This window comes from Streptomyces sp. HUAS MG91 (genome assembly GCF_040529335.1).
Classification (GTDB): Bacteria; Actinomycetota; Actinomycetes; order Streptomycetales; family Streptomycetaceae; genus Streptomyces; species Streptomyces tabacisoli.
The window spans coordinates 411,105-433,361 of the sequence record NZ_CP159534.1 but is presented as its reverse complement, the minus strand read 5'-3'; the positions used below and the strand labels follow the sequence as shown (position 1 = coordinate 433,361).

The following is a 22,257-nucleotide window of genomic DNA, read 5'->3' as shown; positions in this document are numbered from 1 at the left end:
CGTTCATTGAGTTCCCTGAACAGGGCGTATTGCCGGGCCGTGCGCGGGCGTTAGTGTCCCGGCCGTCGGCCCGGCCGCGGACGGCCCGCGGTCGCCGCGCCGACCGTCCACGCCCCCGTACGTGAGCCGGTCCCGCACGCCCGCCCAGCGGCGGCGCGGGACCGGCCGCACCGCCCGAAGGGAACTCCATGAGCCGCTCGCACCCCGCCCGCCTGGCCGCCTCCGTCGTCGGGGCCCTGCTCGCCGCCGCCGTCCTGACACCGGGGCCGGCCGCCGCCCAGCCGCACCGGGCCGCCGGGTCGGCCGGCTGCGGTGTGCCCACCGATCTCGCCCCGGGCGCCTCCACCACGCGCTCGCTCACCGTGGACGGCGTGCGGCGCGACTACCTGGTGCACCTGCCCGCCTCCTACGACGCGGACCGGCCCACCCCGCTCGTCCTGTCCTTCCACGGACACGGCCGCACCTCCGACTACCAGGAACGCCTCACGGGCATGAACGCGCTCGACGCCGTCGTCGTCTACCCGCAAGGGGTCACCGGCACGGACGGCAAGAGCGCCTGGGAGGGCGCCCCCTACTCGGCGGACGTCGACGACATCGCGTTCACGAAGGCGCTGATCGACCGCGCCGAGGAGGATCTGTGCGTGAACACGCGCCGCGTCTTCGCCTCCGGCAAGTCCAACGGCGGCGGCTTCGCGGCCGTCGTCGCCTGCCGCCTCGCCGACCGGATCGCCGCGACCGCGATCGTCTCCGGCGCCTTCTACCCGCAGAGCGGCGCCTGCGAACCGCGACGGCCGGTGCCCGTCCTCGACTTCCACGGGCAGGCCGACGAGACCATCCCCTACGCCGGCAACCCCGCCAAGGGGCTGCCCGCGCTGCCCGACTGGCTGGCGGGCTGGGCCGAGCGCGACGGATGCGCCGCACGCCCGCGCGAGACCCGGGTCGAGGACAACGTCGTGCTCCAGCGCTGGCGCTCCTGCGACGGCGGCTCCGCGCTGGAGCACTACCGGATCACGGACGGCGGTCACGTCTGGCCCTCGACGGCCCCGAACGAGGACTCGGCGACGCCGACGACCATCGACGCGACACCGATCATCAGTAAGTTCTTCGCCGCGCACCCGCTGCCGAAGCACGCCTAAGGCGTGTGTCGCAGGTCCACGATCCGCTTGATCTTCCCCACCGACCGCTCCAGGGACTCGGGCTCGACGATCTCGACGCCGACCGTCACCCCGACCCCGTCCTTCATCCCCGCCGCGATGGAGCGGGCCGCCTCGGCCCGCTCGTCCGGTGTGGCGTCCGGCCGGGCCTCGGCCCGTACCGTCAGCGCGTCCATCCGGCCCTCGCGGGTCAGCCGCAACTGGAAGTGCGGCGCCACCCCGGGCGTGCGCAGCACGATCTCCTCGACCTGGGTGGGGAACAGGTTCACCCCGCGCAGGATCACCATGTCGTCGCTGCGCCCCGTGATCTTCTCCATCCGCCGGAACCCCGGCCGGGCCGTCCCCGGCAGCAGCCGCGTCAGGTCCCGGGTGCGGTAGCGGATCACGGGCATGGCCTGCTTGGTGAGCGAGGTGAAGACCAGCTCCCCCAGCTCACCGTCCGGCAGCACCTCACCCGTGAGGGGATCGACGACCTCGGGATAGAAGTGGTCCTCCCAGACGTGCAGACCGTCCTTTGTCTCCACGCACTCCGACGCCACCCCGGGCCCGACGACCTCCGACAGACCGTAGATGTCGACCGCGTCGATCGCGCACCGCTCCTCGATCTCCCGGCGCATCTCCTCGGTCCACGGCTCGGCACCGAAGATGCCGACCTTCAGGGACGTCGTACGCGGATCCACGCCCTGCCGCTCGAACTCGTCGAGCAGCGTCAGCATGTACGACGGCGTCACCATGATGATCTCGGGCCGCAGGTCCTGGATCAGCCGCACCTGGCGCGCGGTCATCCCGCCGGACGCCGGGATCACCGTGCAGCCGAGCCGCTCCGCGCCGTAGTGCGCGCCGAGCCCGCCGGTGAACAGGCCGTAGCCGTACGCCACGTGCACTTTGTGCCCCGGCCGGCCGCCCGCCGCGCGGATCGCCCGCGCCACCATGTCCGCCCACATCGACAGGTCCGCCTCGGTGTACCCGACGACCGTGGGCGTCCCCGTCGTCCCGCTCGACGCGTGCAGCCGCCGCAGGTCCGCCTGGTCGACGGCGAACATCCCGAACGGGTAGTTGTCCCGCAGATCGGCCTTGGTCGTGAGCGGGAACCGGGCCAGATCGGCGAGCGAGCGGCAGTCCTCGGGACGCACGCCCGCCTTGTCGAACGCCTCCCGGTAGAACGGCACCCGCTCGTACACCCGGCCGAGCGTCGCGCGCAGCCGCTCCAGCTGGAGCGCTCGCAACTCCGCCCTGCCCAGCCGCTCACCCGCGTCCCACCAGTCCGCCATGGATGCCTCTGTCGCCATCGACCGCACTCCCGAACTCCCGACCGATCATTCGGTTGACCTGTTGGTCGTCAGTAATTCAAGGCCGGGGGCTCTGCGTCAAGGGATGGGACACGCGGGATCGATGTGCCCCTTACACGGCCGGGTCCGCCGGCAGCAGGTACGGCGTGGTCGTCCCCAGCGCCTCGAACCCGAGCCGCTCCAGGATCGGGCGGCTGTACTCGGTCGCGTCGACCTGCATGTACGTGTAGCCGCGCTCGGCCGCGATCCGCACCCGGTAGGCGACCAGGGCGCGGTAGATGCCGCGCCCGCGCCACTCGGGCACCGTGCCGCCGCCCCACAGGCCGGCGAAGTCCGTGCCCGGGTTCAGCTCCAGCCGGGCGGCGCTGACCGGCTCGTCGCCGTGCAGCGCGAGCACGGCGGGCACGGTGTCCGGGTCGTTCGCGAGCTGCTGGCGGATCTGGTGGCCGATGACCGACGTCTCGTTGTCGAAGGCCCGCGCGTGCACGGCCTCGACGAGCGCGATGTGCGCCTCCTCGGTGACCGGCATGAGCCGGATCCCCTCGGGCAGCGGGCTGTCCAGCGGCAGCACGGCCGTCTCGGCGACGAGCAGCGTCTCCGGCTCCTCGGCGACGAACCCGGCGGCGACCAGCCGCGCGGGCAGATCGGCCGGCCGGTCGTGGGAGTACGTCTTCCACTCGGCCTCGCCGCCCAGCTCCCGGAAGAGCCGCACCTGCTCGGCGATGGCGGCGTCCGCGGTGTCCTCGTCGAGGTCCGACCAGAGCACCCCGTGCCAGCCGCCGGGCGGGCTGAGATGCCGCACGACGCCCCCGACCCGCTCGACCCGCGCCGCCGGTTCGTCGGGCCGCGCCCCGAGCCGTATCTGCCGGTCGAACAGGGCCCGTACTTTTTCGTGATCCATCCGGTCACTCCAGCACCGGCGCGATGCGGCGGCAACCGGATTACGGTGCGCCCGTGCCGACGCCCTCCGTGCGCCCCGGCGGAGGGCTCGACGGCGCGGCCCGGCGTGTCAGTGCGCGGCGTCGGCGGCCGACTCCGCCGCCACGCTCCGCGCCCACCGGTAGTCCGCCTTGCCGCTGGGGGAGCGCTGGATGCTGTCCGTCACCACCAGCTGGCGCGGGATCTTGTAGCCGGCGAGATGAGTGCGGCAGTGGGACTGGACCGCGTCCAGGTCCAGGGCCGGCGCGCCGTCCCTGAGCTGGACGACCGCCGCCACGTGGTTGCCCCACTTCGGGTCCGGTACTCCGGCGACCAGTGCGTCGTAGATGTCCGGGTGGGACTTGAGGGCCTGCTCGACCTCTTCCGGGTAGACCTTCTCGCCGCCCGTGTTGATGCACTGTGAGCCGCGGCCGAGGACCGTCACGATGCCCTCGTCGTCGACCGTCGCCATGTCGCCGAGCAGCACCCACCGCTCGTCACCGGTCTGGAAGAAGGTCTCGGCCGTCTTCTTCGGGTCGTTGTAGTAGCCGAGCGGGACGTTCCCGCGCTGCGCGAGCCGGCCGATCTCGCCGACCGCCACCGGCGCGTACGTCGCCGGATCCACCACCTGCGTACGGGCGTTGACGCGCAGCCGGAACCCCTGGCCCGCGCCCGAGCCGTCGGTCGCCGTGCCGTTGAAGCCGGACTCGGACGAGCCGAAGTTGTTGAGCAGCATCGCGTTCGGCACCAGCGCCTGGAACTGGGCGCGCACCGTGTCCGACATGATCGCGCCGGACGAGGAGACGCTGAACAGGGCCGAGCAGTCCGTGCCCTTGAGCGGACCGTCGAGCGCGTCGATGAGCGGGCGCAGCATCGCGTCGCCCACCAGCGACACGCTCGTCACTCTCTCCTTCGCGATGGTGCGCAGCACCTCCTCGGGCACGAACTTGCGGTGGATGACGATGCGCTGGCCGAAGTTGAAGCCGATGAAGGCCGTCAGCGTCGAGGTGCCGTGCATCAGCGGGGGAGTGGGGAAGAAGGTGATGCCGTCACCGCCCGCCGCCACCCGCTCGGCCAGCTCCTCGGGACGCGTCACCGCCTCACCGGTCGGCGCCCCGCCGCCCAGACCGGCGAAGAACAGGTCCTCCTGACGCCACATCACACCCTTGGGCATGCCCGTCGTGCCACCGGTGTAGATGATGAACTGGTCGTCCGCCGAGCGCGCCGCGAACCCGCGCTCCGGCGACGCCGCGGCCTCCGCCTCCGCGAAGCCGACGGCCTTGAGCGGCGGCGCGCCCGCGGGCGGGGTTCCCACCCGCACCAGATGCCGCAGCTTCTCCGTGCGGGGCAGCGCGGCCGCCACCCGCTCGGTGAACTCCGCGTCGAAGACCAGCGCCGCCAGATCGGCGTCGCGGTAGAGATACACCAACTCTTCTTCGACATAGCGGTAGTTGACGTTGACGGGGACGACCCGCGCCTTGAGGCAGCCGAGGACCGTCTGGAGGTACTCGATGCCGTTGTAGAGGTGCAGGCCCAGATGTTCGCCCGGCCGGATCCCGCTGTCGATCAGGTGGTGGGCGACGCGGTTGGCCGCCGCGTCCAGCTCCGCGTAGGTCAGCCTGCGTTCCGCACCCGTACCGGGATGGTCGACATAGACGAGCGCCTCGCGGTCCGGGACCACGTCGACGACCGACTCGAACAGGTCGGCAAGGTTGTACTCCACCGCTCCTCCTGACCCAGGCCGCATCTCGTGTGGCCGTCATCAGAGCAGACGGGGATGTAAGGGGGAAGGGGCCCCGCACAAGAAATCTGACTGACTGTCAGAAAACTCTTGAACTGGCCGGTCCCCTCCTGCAACCTGTTCCAGGTCCGAGCTCCGGCCGACTGGAGGACACCCATGGGTGGGACCGAACATCTCGACGTGCGGCGCGAAGGCGCGACGCTCGTCCTCACGCTCAACCGGCCCGAGGCCAAGAACGCGCTCTCCCTGCCGATGCTCGTCGGCCTCTACGACGGCTGGCTGGAGGCCGACGCCGACGACACCGTCCGCTCGGTCGTGCTCACCGGCGCGGGCGGCTCGTTCTGCGCCGGCATGGACCTCAAGGCCCTCGCGGGCAAGGGCATGGCGGGTGAGCAGTACCGCGACCGACTCAAGGCCGATCCCGATCTGCACTGGAAGGCGATGCTGCGCCATCACCGGCCGCGCAAACCGGTGATCGCGGCCGTCGAGGGGTACTGCGTGGCGGGCGGCACCGAGATCCTCCAGGGCACGGACATCAGGGTCGCGGGCGAGTCCGCGACGTTCGGGCTCTTCGAGGTCAAGCGCGGCCTGTTCCCCATCGGGGGCTCGACCGTGCGGCTGCCGCGTCAGGTGGCTCGCACCCATGCCCTGGAGATGCTGCTCACCGGGCGCGCCTACCCGGCCCCCGAGGCCGCCGCGATCGGGCTCGTCGGGCGGGTCGTGCCCGACGGCACGGCGCTCGATGCCGCGCTCGGGATCGCCGAGCAGATCAACGCGTGCGGGCCGCTGGCTGTCGAGGCCGTCAAGGCGTCCGTGTACGAGACCGTCGAGATGACCGAATCGGACGGTCTCGCCGCCGAGTTGAAGCGCGGCTGGCCGATCTTCGACACCGCCGACGCGAAGGAGGGTGCCCGGGCCTTCGCGGAGAAGCGCGCCCCGCAGTTCCGCCGGGAGTAGTGCTTCGTCGCCGGGTGCGGGTGGTCTGTGGCTGGTCGCACAGTTCCCCGCGCCCCTGAAACGAGCTCCACTCGCTCAGAGGAGGCTGCGCGCAGCGCATGCCTCAGGGGCGCGGTGAACTGCGCGACCAGCCACGACGCAAGAGGCACCCGGCGACGAAACAGCCCCCACCCGAAAAAGACGACCCGCACCGAAGAGGAGCCCCGATGACAACCGCGCCCCAACCGGAGGTACTCCGCGCACCCTTGGTCGTGGAGTTCCCCTTCACCCGCTCCCTGGGCCCCGTCCAGAGCGCCTTCCTCACCGGCCTGCGCCACCGCACCGTACTCGGCGTCCGCACCACCGACGGCAAGACCCTCGTCCCGCCCGTCGAGTACGACCCCGTCACCGCCGACGAACTCCGCGACCTGGTGGAAGTCGCGGACACCGGCACCGTCACCACCTGGGCCTGGAACCCCGAACCCCGCCGCGGCCAGCCCCTCGACACCCCGTTCGCCTGGATCCTGGTCAAGCTCGACGGCGCCGACACGGCCCTGCTGCACGCCCTCGCCGCCCCGGGCCCGGACGCCGTGCACACCGGCATGCGGGTCCGCGTCCGCTGGGCGGGCGAACGCACGGGCGCCATCACCGACATCGCCTGCTTCGAACCGTACGACGGCGGTCCCGGACAGACCTCGCCCGCCCCGCACACCGGCACGTTCGACGAGGACCCGGTCACCGGCATCGTCGCCGAGGCCCGGCTCGACTACACCTACAGCCCGGGCGGCGCCCAGAGCCGCTACATCAACGCCCTCGCCGACAACCGCACCGTCGGCGAACGCTGCCCCTCCTGCCACAAGGTGTACGTCCCGCCCCGCGGCGCCTGTCCCACCTGCGGCGTCGCCACCACCGACCAGGTCGAGGTCGGCCCGGCCGGCACCGTCACCACGTACTGCATCGTCAACGTCAAGGCCAAGAACCTCGACATCGAACTGCCCTACGTCTACGCGCACATCGCGCTCGACGGCGCCGACCTCGCCCTGCACGGCCGCATCGCGGGCATCCCCTACGACCAGGTCCGCATGGGCCTGCGCGTCGAACCCGTCTGGACCGAGGGCGGCCGCTACCCGGACCACTACCGGCCGACCGGCGAACCCGACGCCGACTACGACACGTACAAGGAGCTGATCTAGATGCGGCCGCCGATCCGGGACATCGCCGTCGTCGCCTTCGCCCAGAGCGACCATCTGCGCACCACCGACGAGATGTCGGAGGTGGAGATGCTGATGCCCGTCCTGCACGAGGTGCTCGCCGCCACCGGCCTGAAGACCGCCGACATCGGCTTCACCTGCTCCGGCTCCTCCGACTACCTCGCCGGCCGCGCCTTCTCCTTCACCATGGCGCTCGACGGCGTCGGCGCCTGGCCGCCGATCTCCGAGTCGCACGTGGAGATGGACGGCGCGTGGGCGCTGTACGAGGCGTGGACGAAACTCCTGACCGGCGAGGCCGACACCGCGCTCGTCTACTCGTACGGCAAGTCGTCCCCCGGCAGCGTCCGCGACGTGCTCACCCGCCAGCTCGACCCGTACTACGTCGCCCCTCTCTGGCCCGACGCCGTCGCCCTCGCCGCGCTCCAGGCCCAGTCCCTCATCGATGCGGGGGAGACCGACGAGAGCGCCCTCGCCGGGGTCGCCGCCCGCAGCCGCGCGGCTGCCGCGGACAACCCGCACGCCCAACTGCGCGGCGCCGACGTCCCGCACGGCGATTACGTCGTCAACCCGCTGCGCACCGGAGACTGCCCGCCGATCGGCGACGGAGCCGCCGCCGTGATCCTCGCCGCCGGGGACCGGGCCCGCGAGCTGTGCGAGCGGCCCGCCTGGATCCGGGGCATCGACCACCGCATCGAGGCCCACAGCCTCGGCGTGCGCGACCTGACCGACTCGCCCTCGACCCGGCTCGCCGCCGAGCGCGCGGGCGTCTTCGAACGGCCCGTCGACACCGCCGAACTGCACGCCCCCTTCACCTCGCAGGAGGTCGTCCTCAGGAAGGCCCTGCGGCTCGGCGAGGACGTCACGGTCAACCCGTCCGGCGGGGCCCTAGCCGCCAACCCGATGATGGCCGCGGGCCTCATCCGCATCGGCGAGGCCGCCGCCCGCATCCACCGCGGCGAGTCCCGCCGCGCGCTCGGCCACGCCACCTCCGGGCCCTGCCTCCAGCAGAACCTCGTCGCCGTCCTCGAAGCGTCCGAAGAAGCGTCCGAAGGGGAGAACCGATGACCAACAAGGAACCGGTGGCGGTCGTCGGCATCGGCCAGACCAAGCACGTCGCCGCCCGCCGCGACGTGTCCATCGCCGGACTCGTCCGCGAGGCCGCCCGAGCCGCCCTCGCCGACGCCGAGTTGACCTGGGCCGACATCGACGCCGTCGTCATCGGCAAGGCGCCCGACTTCTTCGAGGGCGTCATGATGCCGGAGCTGTACCTCGCCGACGCGCTCGGCGCCGTCGGCAAACCCATGCTGCGCGTGCACACCGCCGGCTCGGTCGGCGGCTCCACGGCCCTCGTCGCCTCCAACCTCGTCGCGGGCCGCGTCCACGGCACCGTCCTCACCCTCGCCTTCGAAAAGCAGTCGGAATCCAACGCGATGTGGGGTCTTTCGCTGCCCGTCCCGTTCCAGCAGCCGCTGCTCGCCGGAGCCGGCGGCTTCTTCGCGCCGCACGTGCGCGCCTACATGCGGCGCACCGGAGCACCCGACCACGTCGGCTCGCTCGTCGCGTACAAGGACCGCCGCAACGCCCTGAAGAACCCGTACGCCCATCTCCACGAGCACGACATCACCCTGGAGAAGGTCCAGGCCTCACCCATGCTCTGGGACCCCGTCCGCTACTCCGAGACCTGCCCGTCGTCCGACGGCGCCTGCGCGATGGTCCTCACCGACCGGGCGGGCGCGGCCCGCTCGCCCAGGCCCCCCGCGTGGATGCTCGGCGGAGCCATGCGCAGCGAGCCGACGCTCTTCGCGGGCAAGGACTTCGTGTCCCCGCAGGCCGGAAAGGACTGCGCCGCCGACGTGTACCGGCAGGCCGGGATCGCCGACCCGCGCCGCGAGATCGACGCCGTCGAGATGTACGTGCCGTTCTCCTGGTACGAGCCGATGTGGCTGGAGAACCTGGGATTCGCCGCCGAGGGCGAGGGCTGGAAGCTCACCGAATCCGGCGTCACGGAACTCGACGGGGACCTCCCCGTCAACATGTCGGGCGGAGTCCTGTCCACGAATCCGATCGGTGCCTCCGGGATGATCCGGTTCGCCGAAGCCGCCCTCCAGGTCCGGGGGCAGGCGGGAGAACACCAGGTGGAAGGGGCGCGGAAGGTGCTCGGCCACGCCTACGGCGGCGGCTCGCAGTTCTTCTCCATGTGGCTGGTCGGCGCCGAGCCGCCCACCCACTGACCTTCGGCCCCTTTCGTGGCCTGTGCGCGGCACCGGCCGATCGCTAGGCTGACGCACGGACGACGAACCGGGAGGAGCACGGACGTGGCCGAGAGCACCATCGACCAGCACCCGCTCGCGGGATGGGAGAAGCCGGACCTGGATCTGAGCAAAGCGGACTGGCGCTCCAGCAGCAGGGGGCTGGGCGATGTCCAGATCGCCTTCATCGAGGGCTTCATCGCGATGCGCAACGGCGGCAGCCCGCACAGCCCGTCGCTGATCTTCACACCCGCCGAGTGGGGCGCGTTCGTGCTCGGGGCCCGCGAGGGCGAGTTCGATCTGACATAGCCCCTTCCCGGAGGGGAAGCGGCGCCTCCAACACGTGACTTTCGGCCCTGTCCTGTGGCTCTTGTGCGCGCGAAGCTGGGCACGAGAACACAGGAACAGCCGGTCAACGAGGGCACGGCCAGCGTGCCCGGTGTCGGAGGCAATGACCCATGAGCACGCCCGAGTCGCAGAACCTGCCCGTCCTCGTCGCGGTCGACGGGTCCGACGACAGCCGCGCGGCCCTGGAGTGGGCGCTCGCCGATACGACCCGGCGCGGCACCACCCTGCGCGTCGTGCACGTCCGCCAGTACGCGCCCATGCTGCAGCCCGCCGTCCTGACGGCCGGGCCGGAGGAACCGGCCGACGACCCCGTCATCGCGGAGGTGCGCAAGGACCTCGAAGGGCGTTCGGGGCTGCCGCCGGTGGAGTTCGTCTGCCTGGAGGGCGTACCGGCCGGGGTGCTGCCGGAGCTGGGCGGCGAGGCCCAGCTCATGGTGCTCGGCTCGCGCGGCCGGGGCGGCTTCGCCAGCCTGCTGCTCGGGTCGAACGGAGTGGCCGTCGCCCGCGACGCCGCCTGCCCCGTCGTGGTGGTGCGCGCCCAGGAGGATGCGGCGGAGCGGGTCGTGGTGGGCCTGCAACCGGACGACCCCGACGAGACCACGCTCGCCTTCGCGCTCGACCACGCCGCGCGGGCGGGAGCGCCGGTGCGCGTCGTCACCGCGTACCCCTGGCCGGTGGTCGCCTGGACCGCGTACGGCGACTTCGCCCTGATCGCTCAGGAGCAGGAGACGATCGAGAAGGAGACGCTGGAGCTGACCCGTCGGGCCGTCGCACCACTGCTCGACTCTCACCCTAAGGTCGAGGTTGAGATTCTGGTCGTTCCGGGCGACGCGGCCGGACAGCTCGTCGACCATTCCGAGGGCGCCGCCCTCGTCGTCGTCGGCCGGCACCGCCGCCGCTTCACCCGGCCCGCGCCGATGCTCGGCTCGGTGACGCACGCCGTGCTGCTGCACGCGAAGAGCCCGGTCGCCGTGGTCCCGCCCGCCCCCCAGGAGTAAGGCTCTACAGAAGGGTCACGCAGCCCCGCCCGGTCAGCTCGTCGAGCAGGCCGGGCGGTACGCGTACGTCGTTCCAGCGGAGGTCGAGCTTCTCCAGCGACGGCAGCCCGGCCACCCAGCGCGGCAGCTCCGACAGCCGGTTGCCGCGCAGATCGAGACGGCGCATCCGGGGCAGACCCCGCAGCGACTCCGGGACCGTCTCCAGCGCGTTGTCCCGCAACTCCAGTTCGCGCAAGTCGCGCAGATCCCGTACGGAGTCGGGCAGATCGGTCAGGCCGTTGCCGCGCAGCCACAGCTCGCGCAGCGCGGTGAGCCGGCCCAGACCGGCGGGCAGCCGGGTCAGCCGGTTGTCCTGCGCCCGCAGTTCCACCAGCCCGGTCATCGCGCCGAGCGTCTCCGGCAGCGCGGTCAGCCGGTTCTCCCCGACGTTGAGGTACGCGAGCCGGGTCAGCGCGCCGAGACTGTCGGGCAGGTCCGTCAGCAGATTGTCGTGCAGATACAGGTACCGGGTCAGGCCCGTGAGGGCGCCGATCTCCGGAGGGACCGAGCCGAGTCGGTTGTGACCGAGGTCCAGGGTGTGCAGCGTGGTCAGCGTGCCGATCCGGGCCGGAACCGATGTCAGCCGGTTGTCGCACAGCAGCAGCACCTCGGGTCCGGGACGCGTCCACACCTCCTCGGGCACGTCGTCCAGACCCGCGCGCCAATAGTCGAGAGTGCCGTCGACGCGCGGCACGGCCCCGGGCGGCGCACCCGCGAACACCGCTGGTCCGCCCGGCAGTTGGCGCGGATCGTCCATGGGCCCTCCACTGCCGCGACGATGATCGGGCATCCTAACCGCCGGCCCCGACAGCGATCGTCGGGATGTCCCCGGCGAGTCCCCTGAGAACGGCCCCCGCCGGGCCGCGTCGGCGTACGCTGAGGTCCCTGGAACCCGCGGCGCGTACCGGCTCCCCGCGCCGGACCACCACCGCGGGAGGGGGTGCGTCATGGCGCTGCGTGCTGGCCGGGGTGGGACAGGACGAGGGACCTTGTTCGAGCGCGAGAGCGAACTCGCCGCGGTCGACGAGGCGCTCGGCGAGCTGACCGGAATACCGCACGGCAGCGACCCGCCCGAGCGGCCGCACGGCGCACTGCTCGCCGTCGCCGCACCCGCCGGACTCGGCAAGACGACCCTGCTCGCCGAGGTGCGCAAGCGCGCCGCGGCCCGCGGCTGCACCGTCCTGTACGCCCGTGGCGGCGACCAGGAACAGGGCGTCGCCTTCCACGTCGCACGCCAGCTGATCCAGCCCCGGCTCGCCGCACTGCCCGAGCCCGAACTGCGCGCCAGACTGGGCAGCTGGTACGCCATCGTGGGCCCCGCGCTCGGCCTGTGCGCGGCCTCCGACGGCGCGCCGCCCGACCCGCAGGGCCTGCGCGACGGCCTGGACTGGGTGCTCACCCACCTCGCCGTGCGCAGCGCGCCCATGGTCCTCGTCCTGGACGACGCCCACTGGGCCGACCCGGAATCCCTCGGCTGGCTCGCCGCCTTCGCCCCGCGCGCGGAGGAACTGCCCCTGTTGATGGTCGTCGCCTACCGCCCCGAGGAACTGCCCGAGCACGGCGAGGCGCTGCGCGGCCTGCCGGGCCGCAGCGGGCAGCGACCCCTCGGCCTCGAACCGCTCAGCGCGCCCGCCGTCGCCCGCCTGGTGCGCGAAGCCCTCGGCGCGCACGCCGACGACGCGTTCTGCCGCGAGTGCTGGGCCGTCACCGCGGGCAACCCCTTCGAGGCCGTCGAGCTGACCGCCAAGGTGCACGACCGCGGCCTCGCCCCGACCGAGAGCGGCGCCCACCTGCTGCGCGACCTCGCCGCCGCCGTCAAGGGCAGCGGCCTCATCGCCCGCCTGGAACGCCTCGGCCCCGCCACCGTCCGCTTCGCCTGGGCCTGCGCGGTCCTCGGTACCGAGATCTCCCCCGAGCTGGCCGCGGGCGTCGCCGGTCTGGGCGCCGAGGAGGCGGCCGACGCCGCCGACCGGCTGCGCACCGCCCGCATCCTCACCGGCGAGGTGACCGCCGCGGGCACCCTCGAATTCGTCCACCCGCTCATCGCCACCGCCGTCTACCGCGCCATCCCCGGCGGCGTCCGCGTCGCCCTGCACGGACAGGCCGCCTGGACCGTCCTCAACGCCGGGCTCGGCCCGGCCGCGGCCGCCCGCCACCTCCTGGAGACCCACCCCGACGGCGACGGCTGGGTGGTCAAGGAGCTGCGCGCCGCCGCCCGCGAGACCATCCGCGCCGGAGCCCCCGACGCCGCCCGCCGCTACCTCGCGCGCGCCCTGCGCGAACCCCCGCCCTTCGAGGACCGCGCCGCCGTCCTCTACGAACTCGGCAGCGCCTCCCTGCTCACCGAACCGGCCACCACCGTCAACCACCTGCGCGCCGCCCTGGAGGAGACGGTCACCGACCCGGCGCTGCGCCACGGCATCGTCTACCGCCTCTCCCAGGTCCTCGCCCACAGCGACCGGCTCGCCGAGGCGTCGGAGATCCTCGCCCGCGAGATCCGCACCACCGACGACGCCCGCGTCCGCCTGCGCATGCAGGCCGAACAGTTCATGTGGGACGCCTTCCGCGCCGACGAACCCGACTCACCGGCCCGCTCCCGGCGCCTGGCCAGACTCGCCGACCGGCTCCCCGGACGCGACCTCACCGAGCGCTACATCATCGGCCTGCGCACCTGGGACGCCACCCTGCGCGGCGAACCCGTCGACGTCGTCCTGCGGCACGCCGAGCGCGCCCTCGAAGGCGGCCTGTGCTGGGCCGCCGACGAGGACCGCGGCTTCGAGGTGCCCGTCCTGGTCGCCATGGCGTTCATGTACGCCGACCGGCCCGGCCGCACCGAGGAGCTGTTCGTCGACGGCATCGCCGACTTCGAGCGCGCGGGCTGGCACGGCGCCCACCTCTCCTTCGCCTACACGCTGCTCGCGTACGTCCGCCACCGGCGCGGCCGGCTCGCCGAGGCCGAGGACTTCGTCCGCGCCGGGCTGCGCCTGGCCCGGCGCGTCGGACCCGGCACCCCCGCCCACTGGTACGCCAGCGGCACCCTGATCGAGGTCCTGCTCGCCCGCGGCCGCGTCGCGGAGGCCGAGGAGGCCGCGCGCACCCACGGCTTCGGGCCGCCGTTCCCCGCCGCCGTCGTCTTCCCCGACGCGCAGACCGTGTACGGCGAGCTGCTGCTCGCGCTCGGCCGTACCAAGGAGGCGGCGGCGGAGCTGGGCGCGGCCGGGCGCCGCCTCGATCCGCGCGGCATGCGCAACCCCGGCTGGTGCCCCTGGCAGCTCCACCTCGCCCGCGCCGAGGCGCACGACGCCCCCGACCGGGCGCTCGCCCTCGCCCACGACGCCGTCGAGCGGGCCCGCCACTTCGGCGCACCGTCCGCGATCGGACAGGCACTGCGCGCCGCCGCCGACGTCTCGCCGCGCTCCGAGCGCGCGAAACTCCTGGAGGAGTCCGTCGCCCACCTGGAACGCTCACCGGCCGGTTACGAACTGGCCTGCTCGCTGGTGGCCCTCGGCGCCGAGGCCCGCCGCGGCGGACGGGCCGAGGACGCCGCCGACCATCTGTACCGGGGCCTGGAGACCGCGGCCGACTGCGGCGCCGACGGCCTGGTCGAGCGCGCGAGGGACGAACTGGCCGCCGCCGGCCTGCGGCCCCGGCCACTGCGCGGAGCGGCCACCGACGCCCTGACCACGCGCGAGCGGGCCGCCGCGGCCTGCGCCGTACGCGGCCTGCACCCGGCGGAGGCGGCCGCCGAGCTGCACCTGACGGAGCCGGACGTGGTGCGCCTGCTGTCCGCGGTGTACCGCAAGGTCGGCACGGACCAGGCGGGACTGGCCGCGGCGCTGCACACCTAGGGCCTGTCTCTCAGATCCCTCCGTCCGCCCGGAGGGCGGGCCTCGCGGCGTCTGGTGCGTGCTCTCGGCGTGCCGGGTGCGAGGCCTCGTACTGGACGTACTCGGCCTTGTACCCGGTGCGGCGAGAGTGCGTGCCAGGCGTCGCGAGGCAGGAGGGATCTGAGAGACAGGCCCTAGCCCCGCATCGGCCCCCGGCGCCGGAGCCCCGCAGGGGGAGAAGGCGCCGGGGCGACGTACCATGGGCCGCATGTCCTTCCTCCGCCGCCGAGCAGCGACCCCCGCGGGCCCCGACTTCGACGTCCTGGCCATGGACCCGGGCGACTGGCCGGGCAACCTCGGCGCGGGCCTGCTGCCCGCCCCCGACGGAACCTGCCAGGGCGTGTTCCTGCGCTACGACCTGTTCGGCGGCCGCGGTCCCGCGATGGTGATCGGCAACCTGCCGGAGGGCTCCCCGGCCCGCGAGGTCGCCGAGGGCGAGATCCCCTTCGAGGTCGCCCAGCTGCTCATCGCGCTGGAGAACGACGAGGAGGTCACGGTCACCGACGTCGAGGACGTCCCCGTGATGCAGGGCGACAACCTCCTCATCGTGCGCCGCCTCAAGCTGTCCGAGACCCGGATCTCCTGCGTTCAGTTCGACCGCAGCGACGGCGTCCTGGTGACCATCGCGTCCTGGGACCGCCCCATCACCGACGACCTGTACGCGCTCCTGAAGCCGCTGCCCGCCGAGCTGTTCCAGCAGGGCTGAGCACTCCCGACCGGCGAACGACGAGGGCCCGGGACCGCTCACGCGGACCCGGGCCCCACCTGTCACTCGCGCACGGCCGTCACTTCACCGTGGACGGCACCACCCGCACGTCCGCCGCCCGCACATACGCGACACGGTGGCCGAACTGGATCTCGTAGTACACGTCCTTGCCCTTGACCACCTTGTGGGAGGTGGTGTCGAAGGTGGGGGAGTAGAAGTACTCGCCCGTGGTCCGCCCGCCGACCACATAGCGCTGGCCCGCGAGGAGCGTGTACGACAGCGGCGAGACCGCCTGCGGGGTCATGCCCGCCGGATAGGCCTCCTTCTCCGGGTAGGCCCGCCCGTACACCGGGACCGACTGCGCGCCGTCCTTCGGCTCGACGACAAGTCCCTTGGCGTTCACGGCCGTCGGCTGCTTCTTCGGGTTCTTGAACCAGGCCTTCTGCCCCAGGTACCAGATCGCCGTCCAGTCGCCCTCGCGCCCCGCGACCGCGTACTGCTGGCCCGTCGAGACCCGCGACGCCACGTCGTTCACATCGATCGTGGAGTCCTGGCCGCCCGGACGCAGCCCGATGTCCTTGACCAGCGGGGCGTCCTCACTCGGCGCCGTGTACAGCCGCACCGCGCTCGAACCGTGCGGCGCGCACGGCTGGCCCGCCTTCTCGCAGCCCGTGAACACCGGCTTGTTCCGCGCGAACCGCGGGTCGATCGTCACCACACCGCCGCGCGCGCCCGCCGTCGGGTGGAACGGCTTGCCCATCAGCTGGAAGTAGTGCGCCCAGTCCCAGTACGGACCCGGGTCCGTGTGCATCGACGGGATGGTGGACGTCGTCGGCCCCGGCACCGTGTCGTGGCCGAGGATGTGCTGCCGGTCCAGCGGGATGTCGTACTTCTTCGCCAGGTACGACACCAGGCGCGCCGACGAGCGGTACATCTCCTCCGTGTACCAGGAGTCCGGCTGCGCGAGGAAGCCCTCGTGCTCCAGACCGATCGACTTCGCGTTCACGTACCAGTTGCCCGCGTGCCAGCCGACGTCCTTCGCCTTGATCGACTGGACGATGTGGCCGTCCGTCGAACGCAGCGAGTAGTGCCACGCCAGATACGTCGGGTCCTGGACCAGCTTGAGCGTCTCCTCCCACGTCGCCTCGGTGTCGTGGATGACGATGTAGTCGATGCTCTGGTCGTTCGGCCGGTCCGCGAGGTCGTGGTTGCCGTAGTCGCCGTCGCCGAACTCCTCGTACGGCGCCGGGATCCACTCGCACGACACCGTCCTCGGGCACTCGGTGCCGGACGTGTCCGTCTTCTTCAGGCCCATCGCCCGCAGCTGCGCGGCCTGCGGCTGCGCCGACCGGTCCGCCGCCAGCGTCACCCGCTGCCCGGCGTCCGTGGTGCGCTGCTCGCCGTCGCGGATCACCGCGAAGACATCGTTGGCGTACGTCGCCGCGGTCGACGCGTCGTCCGCGCCGGAGAACGCCGCGATCGCGCCGTACCAGTCCGCCGGGTCCGAACTGAGCGGCTTGCCGAGGTGCTTCTGGGCGGCGGCGAGCAGGGCCGCGCCGCCCCGCACGTTCGCCGCCGGGTCGGTGCGCAGGTCGGCGGCCGGGATGCCGGTCAGGTCCGCGGCGCGCACCAGCGTCTTGAGCCGGGCCGGGAGCTGCGACGCGGTGGGCACCTTCCGCGATGCCGGAGTGGCCTTCAGCGCGGCGCGCGAGTCGTCGCCGCGCGCGTCGCCCTCGGCGTGGTCGTGCGCCACCGTGTTCGCGATCGCGGTGCGCGCGTCCGTCAGGTGCATCGGACCGTAGCCGCCGCTGACGCTGGGCGCCCCGGCGTGCGCGTCCCACCGCGACTGCAGGTAGGACACACCGAGGAGCACGCTCTGCGGCACCTTGTACTCGGCCGCGGCGGACGCGAACGCGCCCTGGAGCGCGGCCGACGGAGCCGCGGAGTCCTGGGGCGGGGCCGCGCCGAGGAGGGGAAGGAGCAGGGCGCCCGTCGCGAGGGTGCCGACGGCCCGTGCGCGCGTACTGCTGCCGGGACCTCTGCCAGTGAGGGAACGCGGGGTTCGTTGCAACGGTGCCTCCAGGGGCCGGCGAATCTCGGGATGGTGCGCGGTGCGTGCGGGCCGATCGTCGTCAGTGGTATCGGCTCACCGACGATCCGTCAATGATCGGACGGGCAACGGAGATTCGCGGGATTTCCCATGTCAGCGCGCGTGTGCGGGGGTTTCCGGCGCGGCGGTGCGGCCGCCTGCGGCGCGTCAGTGGTGTGGACCAATGTGCGGCAACGAAAGCCCGACGGCCGGGAGTCGAACGGTGGCCGACTCCCGGACACAGAGAAGATCCGCGGTACGCCATCCTCCACCCCGGCGTACCGCGGATCTTCGTCCGGGTCAGCGAGTGCCGACGGCCGCACGCACCGCCTTGCGGGCCATGTTGCAGTCGTCGTGCAGACGGCGCAGCAACAGCCGCTGCTCCTCGCCGGTCGGCACGGCACCGGGCTGCGGGTGAGCGGACTGGGCCGGTGCCGGCGGGGCCTGGTCGTGCATCGAACGCTGCACGACCGTCTCGTAGGTACGGATCTCACGGGTCAGGACGAGCATCAGATTGACCAGGAACGCGTCGCGGGAGGCCGGGCCGCCGGACTGCGCGAGCTGGCTGATCTGGCGGCGGGCCACCGGCGCGTCGCCGAGCACCGCCCACAGCGTCGCCAGGTCGTACCCCGGCAGGTACCAGCCGGCGTGCTCCCAGTCCACGAGCACCGGACCCGCGGGGGAGAGCAGGATGTTCGACAGCAGGGCGTCGCCGTGACAGAACTGGCCCATCGAGCCGCGGCCCGAGGCGTGCGCGATGCCGTGCAGCAGCTTCTGCAGATCACCCATGTCACGGTCGGTCAGCAGACCCAGATCATGGAACCGGTTGATCCGCTCCGCGTAGTCCAGCGGCGCGTCGAAGGTGCCCGCCGGAGGCCGCCACTGGTTGAGCCGGCAGACGGCGCCGAGCGCCGCCCTGATGTCCGCCCGGGGCGGTGCCTCGGCCGGATGCCGCTGCAGGGCGGCCACCCGGCCGGGCATCCGCTCGATCACCAGCGTCCCGTTGTCCGGGTCCGCCGCGATCAGGCGTGGCACCCGCACGGGGGGCCGGTGCCGGACGAACGAGCGATAGGCGGCTATCTCGTGCCGGACCCGCTCCGCCCACACGGGGGAGTGATCCAGTAAACACTTCGCGACGGCGGTGCTGCGCCCTGTCGTACCGACGAGGAGCACGGACCGCGGGCTGCGGCGCAGCACCTGCACCGGATGGAACTCCGGGCAGATCCGGTGCACCGCGGCGATGGCCGTGCGCAGCTGGGCGCCCTGAGGGCCGGACAAGTCGAGTCTCCCGCTGAGCGGTTGCGTGCCGAGCCCCGGGACTCGCCGGGTCCTGCCGACGCCACCGAGCGCCGTGGACCCCGGTCGTGCGGGGTCGAGGTACGGGCCGCCGCCGGCCACCGGGCGGGCGGAGCGCAGCGGCCGGGGCGGGGCGGACACGGAGGACGATGCTGCGTACATGGGAGATACAGATCCCTTCGTGTGCCGATCAGTTGCGTGCGCCTCCCGGCCCGGCCGAGTTCGGTAACACCCTGGGGAATGCCCTGCGACGACCGGGTCGGGGTGGCGCATTCCTACCTGACACCCGAGGGACAGGAGCACAACAGCTGGCGCACCCTGGCGAACCGTGGCGAATAGTCGCTCAGCAACTGACAGAGGGCTACTGTCAACTTCAGCCGAGAACCTGGGGGCTTGAAGTGAGCGGACAACCCAACACCCGTCTGAACGACCTGTTCGGCCTGGCCGGCTGGTCCAAGGGCGAGCTCGCGCGACTCGTCAACCGGCAGGCGGCGGCCATGGGCCACCCCCAGCTGGCGACGGACACCTCGCGGGTGCGGCGTTGGATCGACATGGGAGAGATCCCGCGCGATCCGGTGCCGCGGGTGCTGGCGGCGCTGTTCACCGAGCGACTCGGCCGTGTCGTGACCATCGAGGATCTCGGTCTCGTCCGGCACGGGCGCACGGGGAAACGGCAGGGCGGCGGAGGCCTGGAACAACAGGGCCCCGACGGAGTGCCGTGGGCGCCCGAGCGGACAGCTGCGGTCCTCACCGAATTCACGGGAATGGACCTCATGCTCAACCGACGCGGCTTGGTGGGCGCGGGTGCCGCGCTCGCCGCAGGATCCGCACTCAGCAGCGCCATGCACGACTGGCTGCACACCGACCCGGCTCTCGCGGCCGACGCTCCCAGGAACCACGATCCCCTGCACGCCGACCCCGCTGGGTTCGACCGCTACGAGGCCGCCCCCATCGGGTCGCAGGAGATCGAGGAACTGGAGCGCTCCGTCGAGGTGTTCCGGGCCTGGGACGCCTCCCGCGGCGGCGGGTTGCAGCGCAAGGCGGTCGTGGGCCAGCTCAACGAAGTCGGCGGAATGCTCTCGTACCGCCATCCCGACCATCTCCAGCGGCGCCTGTGGGGCGTCGCCGCCAATCTCGCCGTCCTCGCGGGCTGGATGTCGCACGACGTCGGCCTGGAGCCCACGGCCCAGAAGTACTTCGTCATCGCCGCGCACGCCGCGCGCGAGGGCGGCGACCGGCCCCGTGCCGGCGAGGCCCTGTCCAGGGCCGCCCGCCAGAAGATCCATCTCGGCGCCCCCGACGAGGCGCTCGACCTGATGAAGCTCGCCCAGTCCGGATCGGGCGATCAGGTACTGCCCCGCACCAAGGCGATGCTCTACACCATCGAGGCCTGGGCACAGGCCTCGATGGGCAAGGGGCAGGCGATGCGGCGCACCCTCGGCCAGGCGGAGGACCTCTTCGTCTCCGACAAGGGTGATGTCGAGCCGCCGACCTGGATGCAGATGTTCGACGAGGCGGACCTGCACGGCATGCAGGCCCTCGCCTATCGCACCCTCGCCGAGCACGAGCCGGGCGCCGCCGTCATCGCCCAGCAGCACGCCAGGGAAGCGCTCGCGCTGCGGGCGGGCGGCCGGGACCGGTCGAAGATCTTCGACCATCTGTCGATGGCGTCGGCCTGCTTCATCGCCGACGACCCCGAACAGGCGGACCGGTACGCGCGGCTCGCCCTGTCCTCGATGGGGGCGAACTCCTCGCACCGCACCTGGGACCGGCTGCGCGAGATGTACCGGCTCACCGGCCAGTACGCCGGTTTCCCGAAGATCGAGGACCTGCGACAGGAGATCAAGCTGGCGCTGCCGAGGAGCACGGGGAAGAGGATGCAGGCCTGAGCCCGGTCCGCGTACGACACATCGTTCACCGGCGGCCGCACCCGCGGCGGGTCCGGCAGGGCGTCAGGAGTCGATCCTGGCGATGAGCACACAGGCGTCGTCCTCGCGCTCACCCGAGCCGAACGCGTCGGTCACCACGCGCACGCACTCCTGTGCGTCGCGGGCCCGGGCCAGGCGTGGAGCCAGGGCGAGCAGTCGGCCGGCCGCCGCCTTCTCGCCGCGTCGTGGCACCAGTGCGTCGGTGTGCAGCAGCAGCACGTCACCGCCGCGCAGCCGCTCCTCGGTCTGCTCGTACCGGGCACCGGAGGTGGCGCCGAGCAGCACGCCCTGGGGCGGCGTGAGCGCACGTCCCGTCCCGTCGCGGAAGAGCAGCGGGGCGGGGTGTCCCGCCTGCGCCCACGCCAGGGTGCGCTCGACCGGGTCGTACCGGCAGCACAGGGCGCTGCCGAGGGCGGGCCGTACGGCGTTGTCGAGCAGGTGGCCGAGGCGGCCGAGGAGATCGGCCGGCGGGGTGTCGCACACGGCCATGCCGCGCACGGCGCCGAGCAGCATCGCCATGCCGGAGGTGACGGCCACGCCCTGTCCGGTGAGGTCGCCGACGGTCAGCAGGGTCTTTCCGTCGGGCAGCTCCAGCGCGTCGTACCAGTTGCCGCCGGTCGGGGTGCCGGTGGAGGAGGGGAGGTAGCGGGCCGCGACATGGAGGCCGCCGGGGCCGCCGTGCGGGAGCCGCAGGGAGCCACGCCACGGCGGCAGCACGGCTTCCTGCAGCTCGACCGCGAGCCGGTGCTCGGTCTGCGCGATGTGCCGCTGGCGCTGGAGCGAGTCACGGGTCTCGCTCACCGCGCGCTGGCTGCGGCGCAGTTCGCTGACGTCGCGCACGACCGCCCACATGGAGGCGGTCGAGCCGTCCGCGTCGAGCACGGGCTCGCCCATCATGTGCACCGCGCGCACGGTGTCGTCCGGGCGTACGATGCGGAACTCGCCGTCGATGGGTTTGCCGTCGATCAGGCAGTCCGTGACCATCGCGGTCAGCTTGGGCTGGTCGTCGGCGTGCACCACGGCGGACAGCTCGTCGAGGGTCAGGGCGGGGGAGGCGGGGTCGCGGCCGAGGATCTCGTACAGCTCCTCGGACCAGATGGCCTCGTCGGTCAGCAGGTTCCAGTCCGCGCTGCCGACGCGGGTGGCGGCCGAGGCGGGGCGGAGGTCGGCGGCCGGACGCTGGGCCGGCACACCGTTCCGCGCTGCCGGGCCGTCCCGGAGCTGGGCCAAATGCCGGTCCAGATCGCTGAGTTGATGGACCGCCAGCTCGTACAGGGCACGCTGCCAGCGGGCCTCGGGGCCGGCCTCGTCGGGGACCGCGTCGACGGAGTCGCGGCGCACCGCGTCCACGTCGCCCAGCAGCCGGCGTGTCTGGTCGATCAGTGCGTCGACGGTGCCACGCTCCGGCGGCTGGCCGGCGGGGCGGTCCGCGAAGACATGGGACGGCATGACGAACTCCGATGCAGGC

The 22,257-nt window shown here is 72.7% G+C and carries 17 protein-coding genes; 10 read left to right on the top strand and 7 right to left on the bottom strand.

All coding sequences use genetic code 11. The features are described 5' to 3' along the window. Positions 1 to 188: 188 nt before the first annotated feature. Positions 189 to 1,136 (top strand): PHB depolymerase family esterase, encoded by a 948-nt coding sequence (locus ABII15_RS02100; protein ID WP_353940508.1) that lies wholly within the window; start codon positions 189 to 191, stop codon positions 1,134 to 1,136. On the opposite strand, the gene paaK is transcribed toward ABII15_RS02100, so the two are convergent. The 3 genes from paaK to ABII15_RS02085 form a co-directional block, all read right to left on the bottom strand. Further along, positions 1,133 to 2,425: a phenylacetate--CoA ligase PaaK gene (gene paaK / locus ABII15_RS02095; RefSeq protein WP_353946937.1), complete on the bottom strand. Its 1,293-nt coding sequence runs from the start codon at positions 2,423 to 2,425 to the stop codon at positions 1,133 to 1,135. The two genes, ABII15_RS02100 and paaK, sit on opposite strands and share 4 nt — an antisense overlap. Positions 2,426 to 2,555: 130 nt before the next feature. Next, positions 2,556 to 3,344, bottom strand: coding sequence for a GNAT family N-acetyltransferase (locus tag ABII15_RS02090; RefSeq protein ID WP_353940507.1), 789 nt, complete (start codon positions 3,342 to 3,344; stop codon positions 2,556 to 2,558). Between the two features lie 108 nt (positions 3,345 to 3,452). Next, positions 3,453 to 5,084, bottom strand: a complete 1,632-nt coding sequence (locus ABII15_RS02085; protein WP_353940506.1) for an acyl-CoA synthetase — start codon at positions 5,082 to 5,084, stop codon at positions 3,453 to 3,455. A gap of 174 nt (positions 5,085 to 5,258) precedes the next feature. Here ABII15_RS02085 and ABII15_RS02080 point away from each other — a divergent pair, with 174 nt between their 5' ends. The 6 genes from ABII15_RS02080 to ABII15_RS02055 all read left to right on the top strand — a co-directional run bounded on the left by ABII15_RS02080 (position 5,259) and on the right by ABII15_RS02055 (position 10,844). Then, a complete protein-coding gene (locus tag ABII15_RS02080) occupies positions 5,259 to 6,059 on the top strand; it encodes a crotonase/enoyl-CoA hydratase family protein (RefSeq protein ID WP_353940505.1) in 801 nt (266 codons plus the stop codon). Positions 6,060 to 6,265: 206 nt separating this feature from the next. Next, positions 6,266 to 7,231, top strand: a complete 966-nt coding sequence (locus tag ABII15_RS02075; RefSeq protein WP_353940504.1) for an OB-fold domain-containing protein — start codon at positions 6,266 to 6,268, stop codon at positions 7,229 to 7,231. After that, positions 7,232 to 8,314, top strand: coding sequence for a thiolase domain-containing protein (locus ABII15_RS02070; protein WP_353940503.1), 1,083 nt, complete (start codon positions 7,232 to 7,234; stop codon positions 8,312 to 8,314). Beyond that, complete coding sequence (locus tag ABII15_RS02065; RefSeq protein WP_353940502.1) at positions 8,311 to 9,480, top strand: thiolase domain-containing protein; 1,170 nt, start codon at positions 8,311 to 8,313, stop codon at positions 9,478 to 9,480. The genes ABII15_RS02070 and ABII15_RS02065 overlap by 4 nt, the downstream gene beginning before the upstream one ends. A gap of 84 nt (positions 9,481 to 9,564) precedes the next feature. Then, positions 9,565 to 9,807, top strand: a complete 243-nt coding sequence (locus tag ABII15_RS02060) for a DUF397 domain-containing protein (protein WP_353940501.1) — start codon at positions 9,565 to 9,567, stop codon at positions 9,805 to 9,807. A 149-nt stretch (positions 9,808 to 9,956) separates the two neighbouring features. After that, on the top strand, positions 9,957 to 10,844 hold the full coding sequence (locus ABII15_RS02055; protein ID WP_353940500.1) for a universal stress protein: 888 nt from the start codon (positions 9,957 to 9,959) through the stop codon (positions 10,842 to 10,844). Between the two features lie 4 nt (positions 10,845 to 10,848). On the opposite strand, the gene ABII15_RS02050 is transcribed toward ABII15_RS02055, so the two are convergent. Further along, positions 10,849 to 11,640 carry a leucine-rich repeat domain-containing protein gene (locus tag ABII15_RS02050; RefSeq protein WP_353940499.1) on the bottom strand — a complete coding sequence of 264 codons (792 nt, stop codon included), beginning with the start codon at positions 11,638 to 11,640 and terminating at the stop codon, positions 10,849 to 10,851. A gap of 190 nt (positions 11,641 to 11,830) precedes the next feature. Between ABII15_RS02050 and ABII15_RS02045 the strand changes: the two genes are divergently transcribed. Next, on the top strand, positions 11,831 to 14,731 hold the full coding sequence (locus tag ABII15_RS02045) for an AAA family ATPase (RefSeq protein WP_353940498.1): 2,901 nt from the start codon (positions 11,831 to 11,833) through the stop codon (positions 14,729 to 14,731). Between the two features lie 247 nt (positions 14,732 to 14,978). Continuing rightward, positions 14,979 to 15,476 (top strand): hypothetical protein, encoded by a 498-nt coding sequence (locus ABII15_RS02040; protein WP_353940497.1) that lies wholly within the window; start codon positions 14,979 to 14,981, stop codon positions 15,474 to 15,476. Between the two features lie 79 nt (positions 15,477 to 15,555). On the opposite strand, the gene ABII15_RS02035 is transcribed toward ABII15_RS02040, so the two are convergent. After that, complete coding sequence (locus ABII15_RS02035; RefSeq protein WP_353946936.1) at positions 15,556 to 17,460, bottom strand: N-acetylmuramoyl-L-alanine amidase; 1,905 nt, start codon at positions 17,458 to 17,460, stop codon at positions 15,556 to 15,558. 405 nt (positions 17,461 to 17,865) lie between these two features. Continuing rightward, positions 17,866 to 19,023 (bottom strand): aminoglycoside phosphotransferase family protein, encoded by a 1,158-nt coding sequence (locus ABII15_RS02030; protein ID WP_353940496.1) that lies wholly within the window; start codon positions 19,021 to 19,023, stop codon positions 17,866 to 17,868. A gap of 236 nt (positions 19,024 to 19,259) precedes the next feature. Between ABII15_RS02030 and ABII15_RS02025 the strand changes: the two genes are divergently transcribed. Further along, complete coding sequence (locus ABII15_RS02025; RefSeq protein ID WP_353940495.1) at positions 19,260 to 20,750, top strand: hypothetical protein; 1,491 nt, start codon at positions 19,260 to 19,262, stop codon at positions 20,748 to 20,750. Positions 20,751 to 20,813: 63 nt separating this feature from the next. On the opposite strand, the gene ABII15_RS02020 is transcribed toward ABII15_RS02025, so the two are convergent. Continuing rightward, entirely contained in the window at positions 20,814 to 22,238 is a 1,425-nt protein-coding gene (locus ABII15_RS02020; RefSeq protein WP_353940494.1) for a SpoIIE family protein phosphatase, read from the bottom strand. Between the last annotated feature and the right edge of the window lie 19 nt (positions 22,239 to 22,257).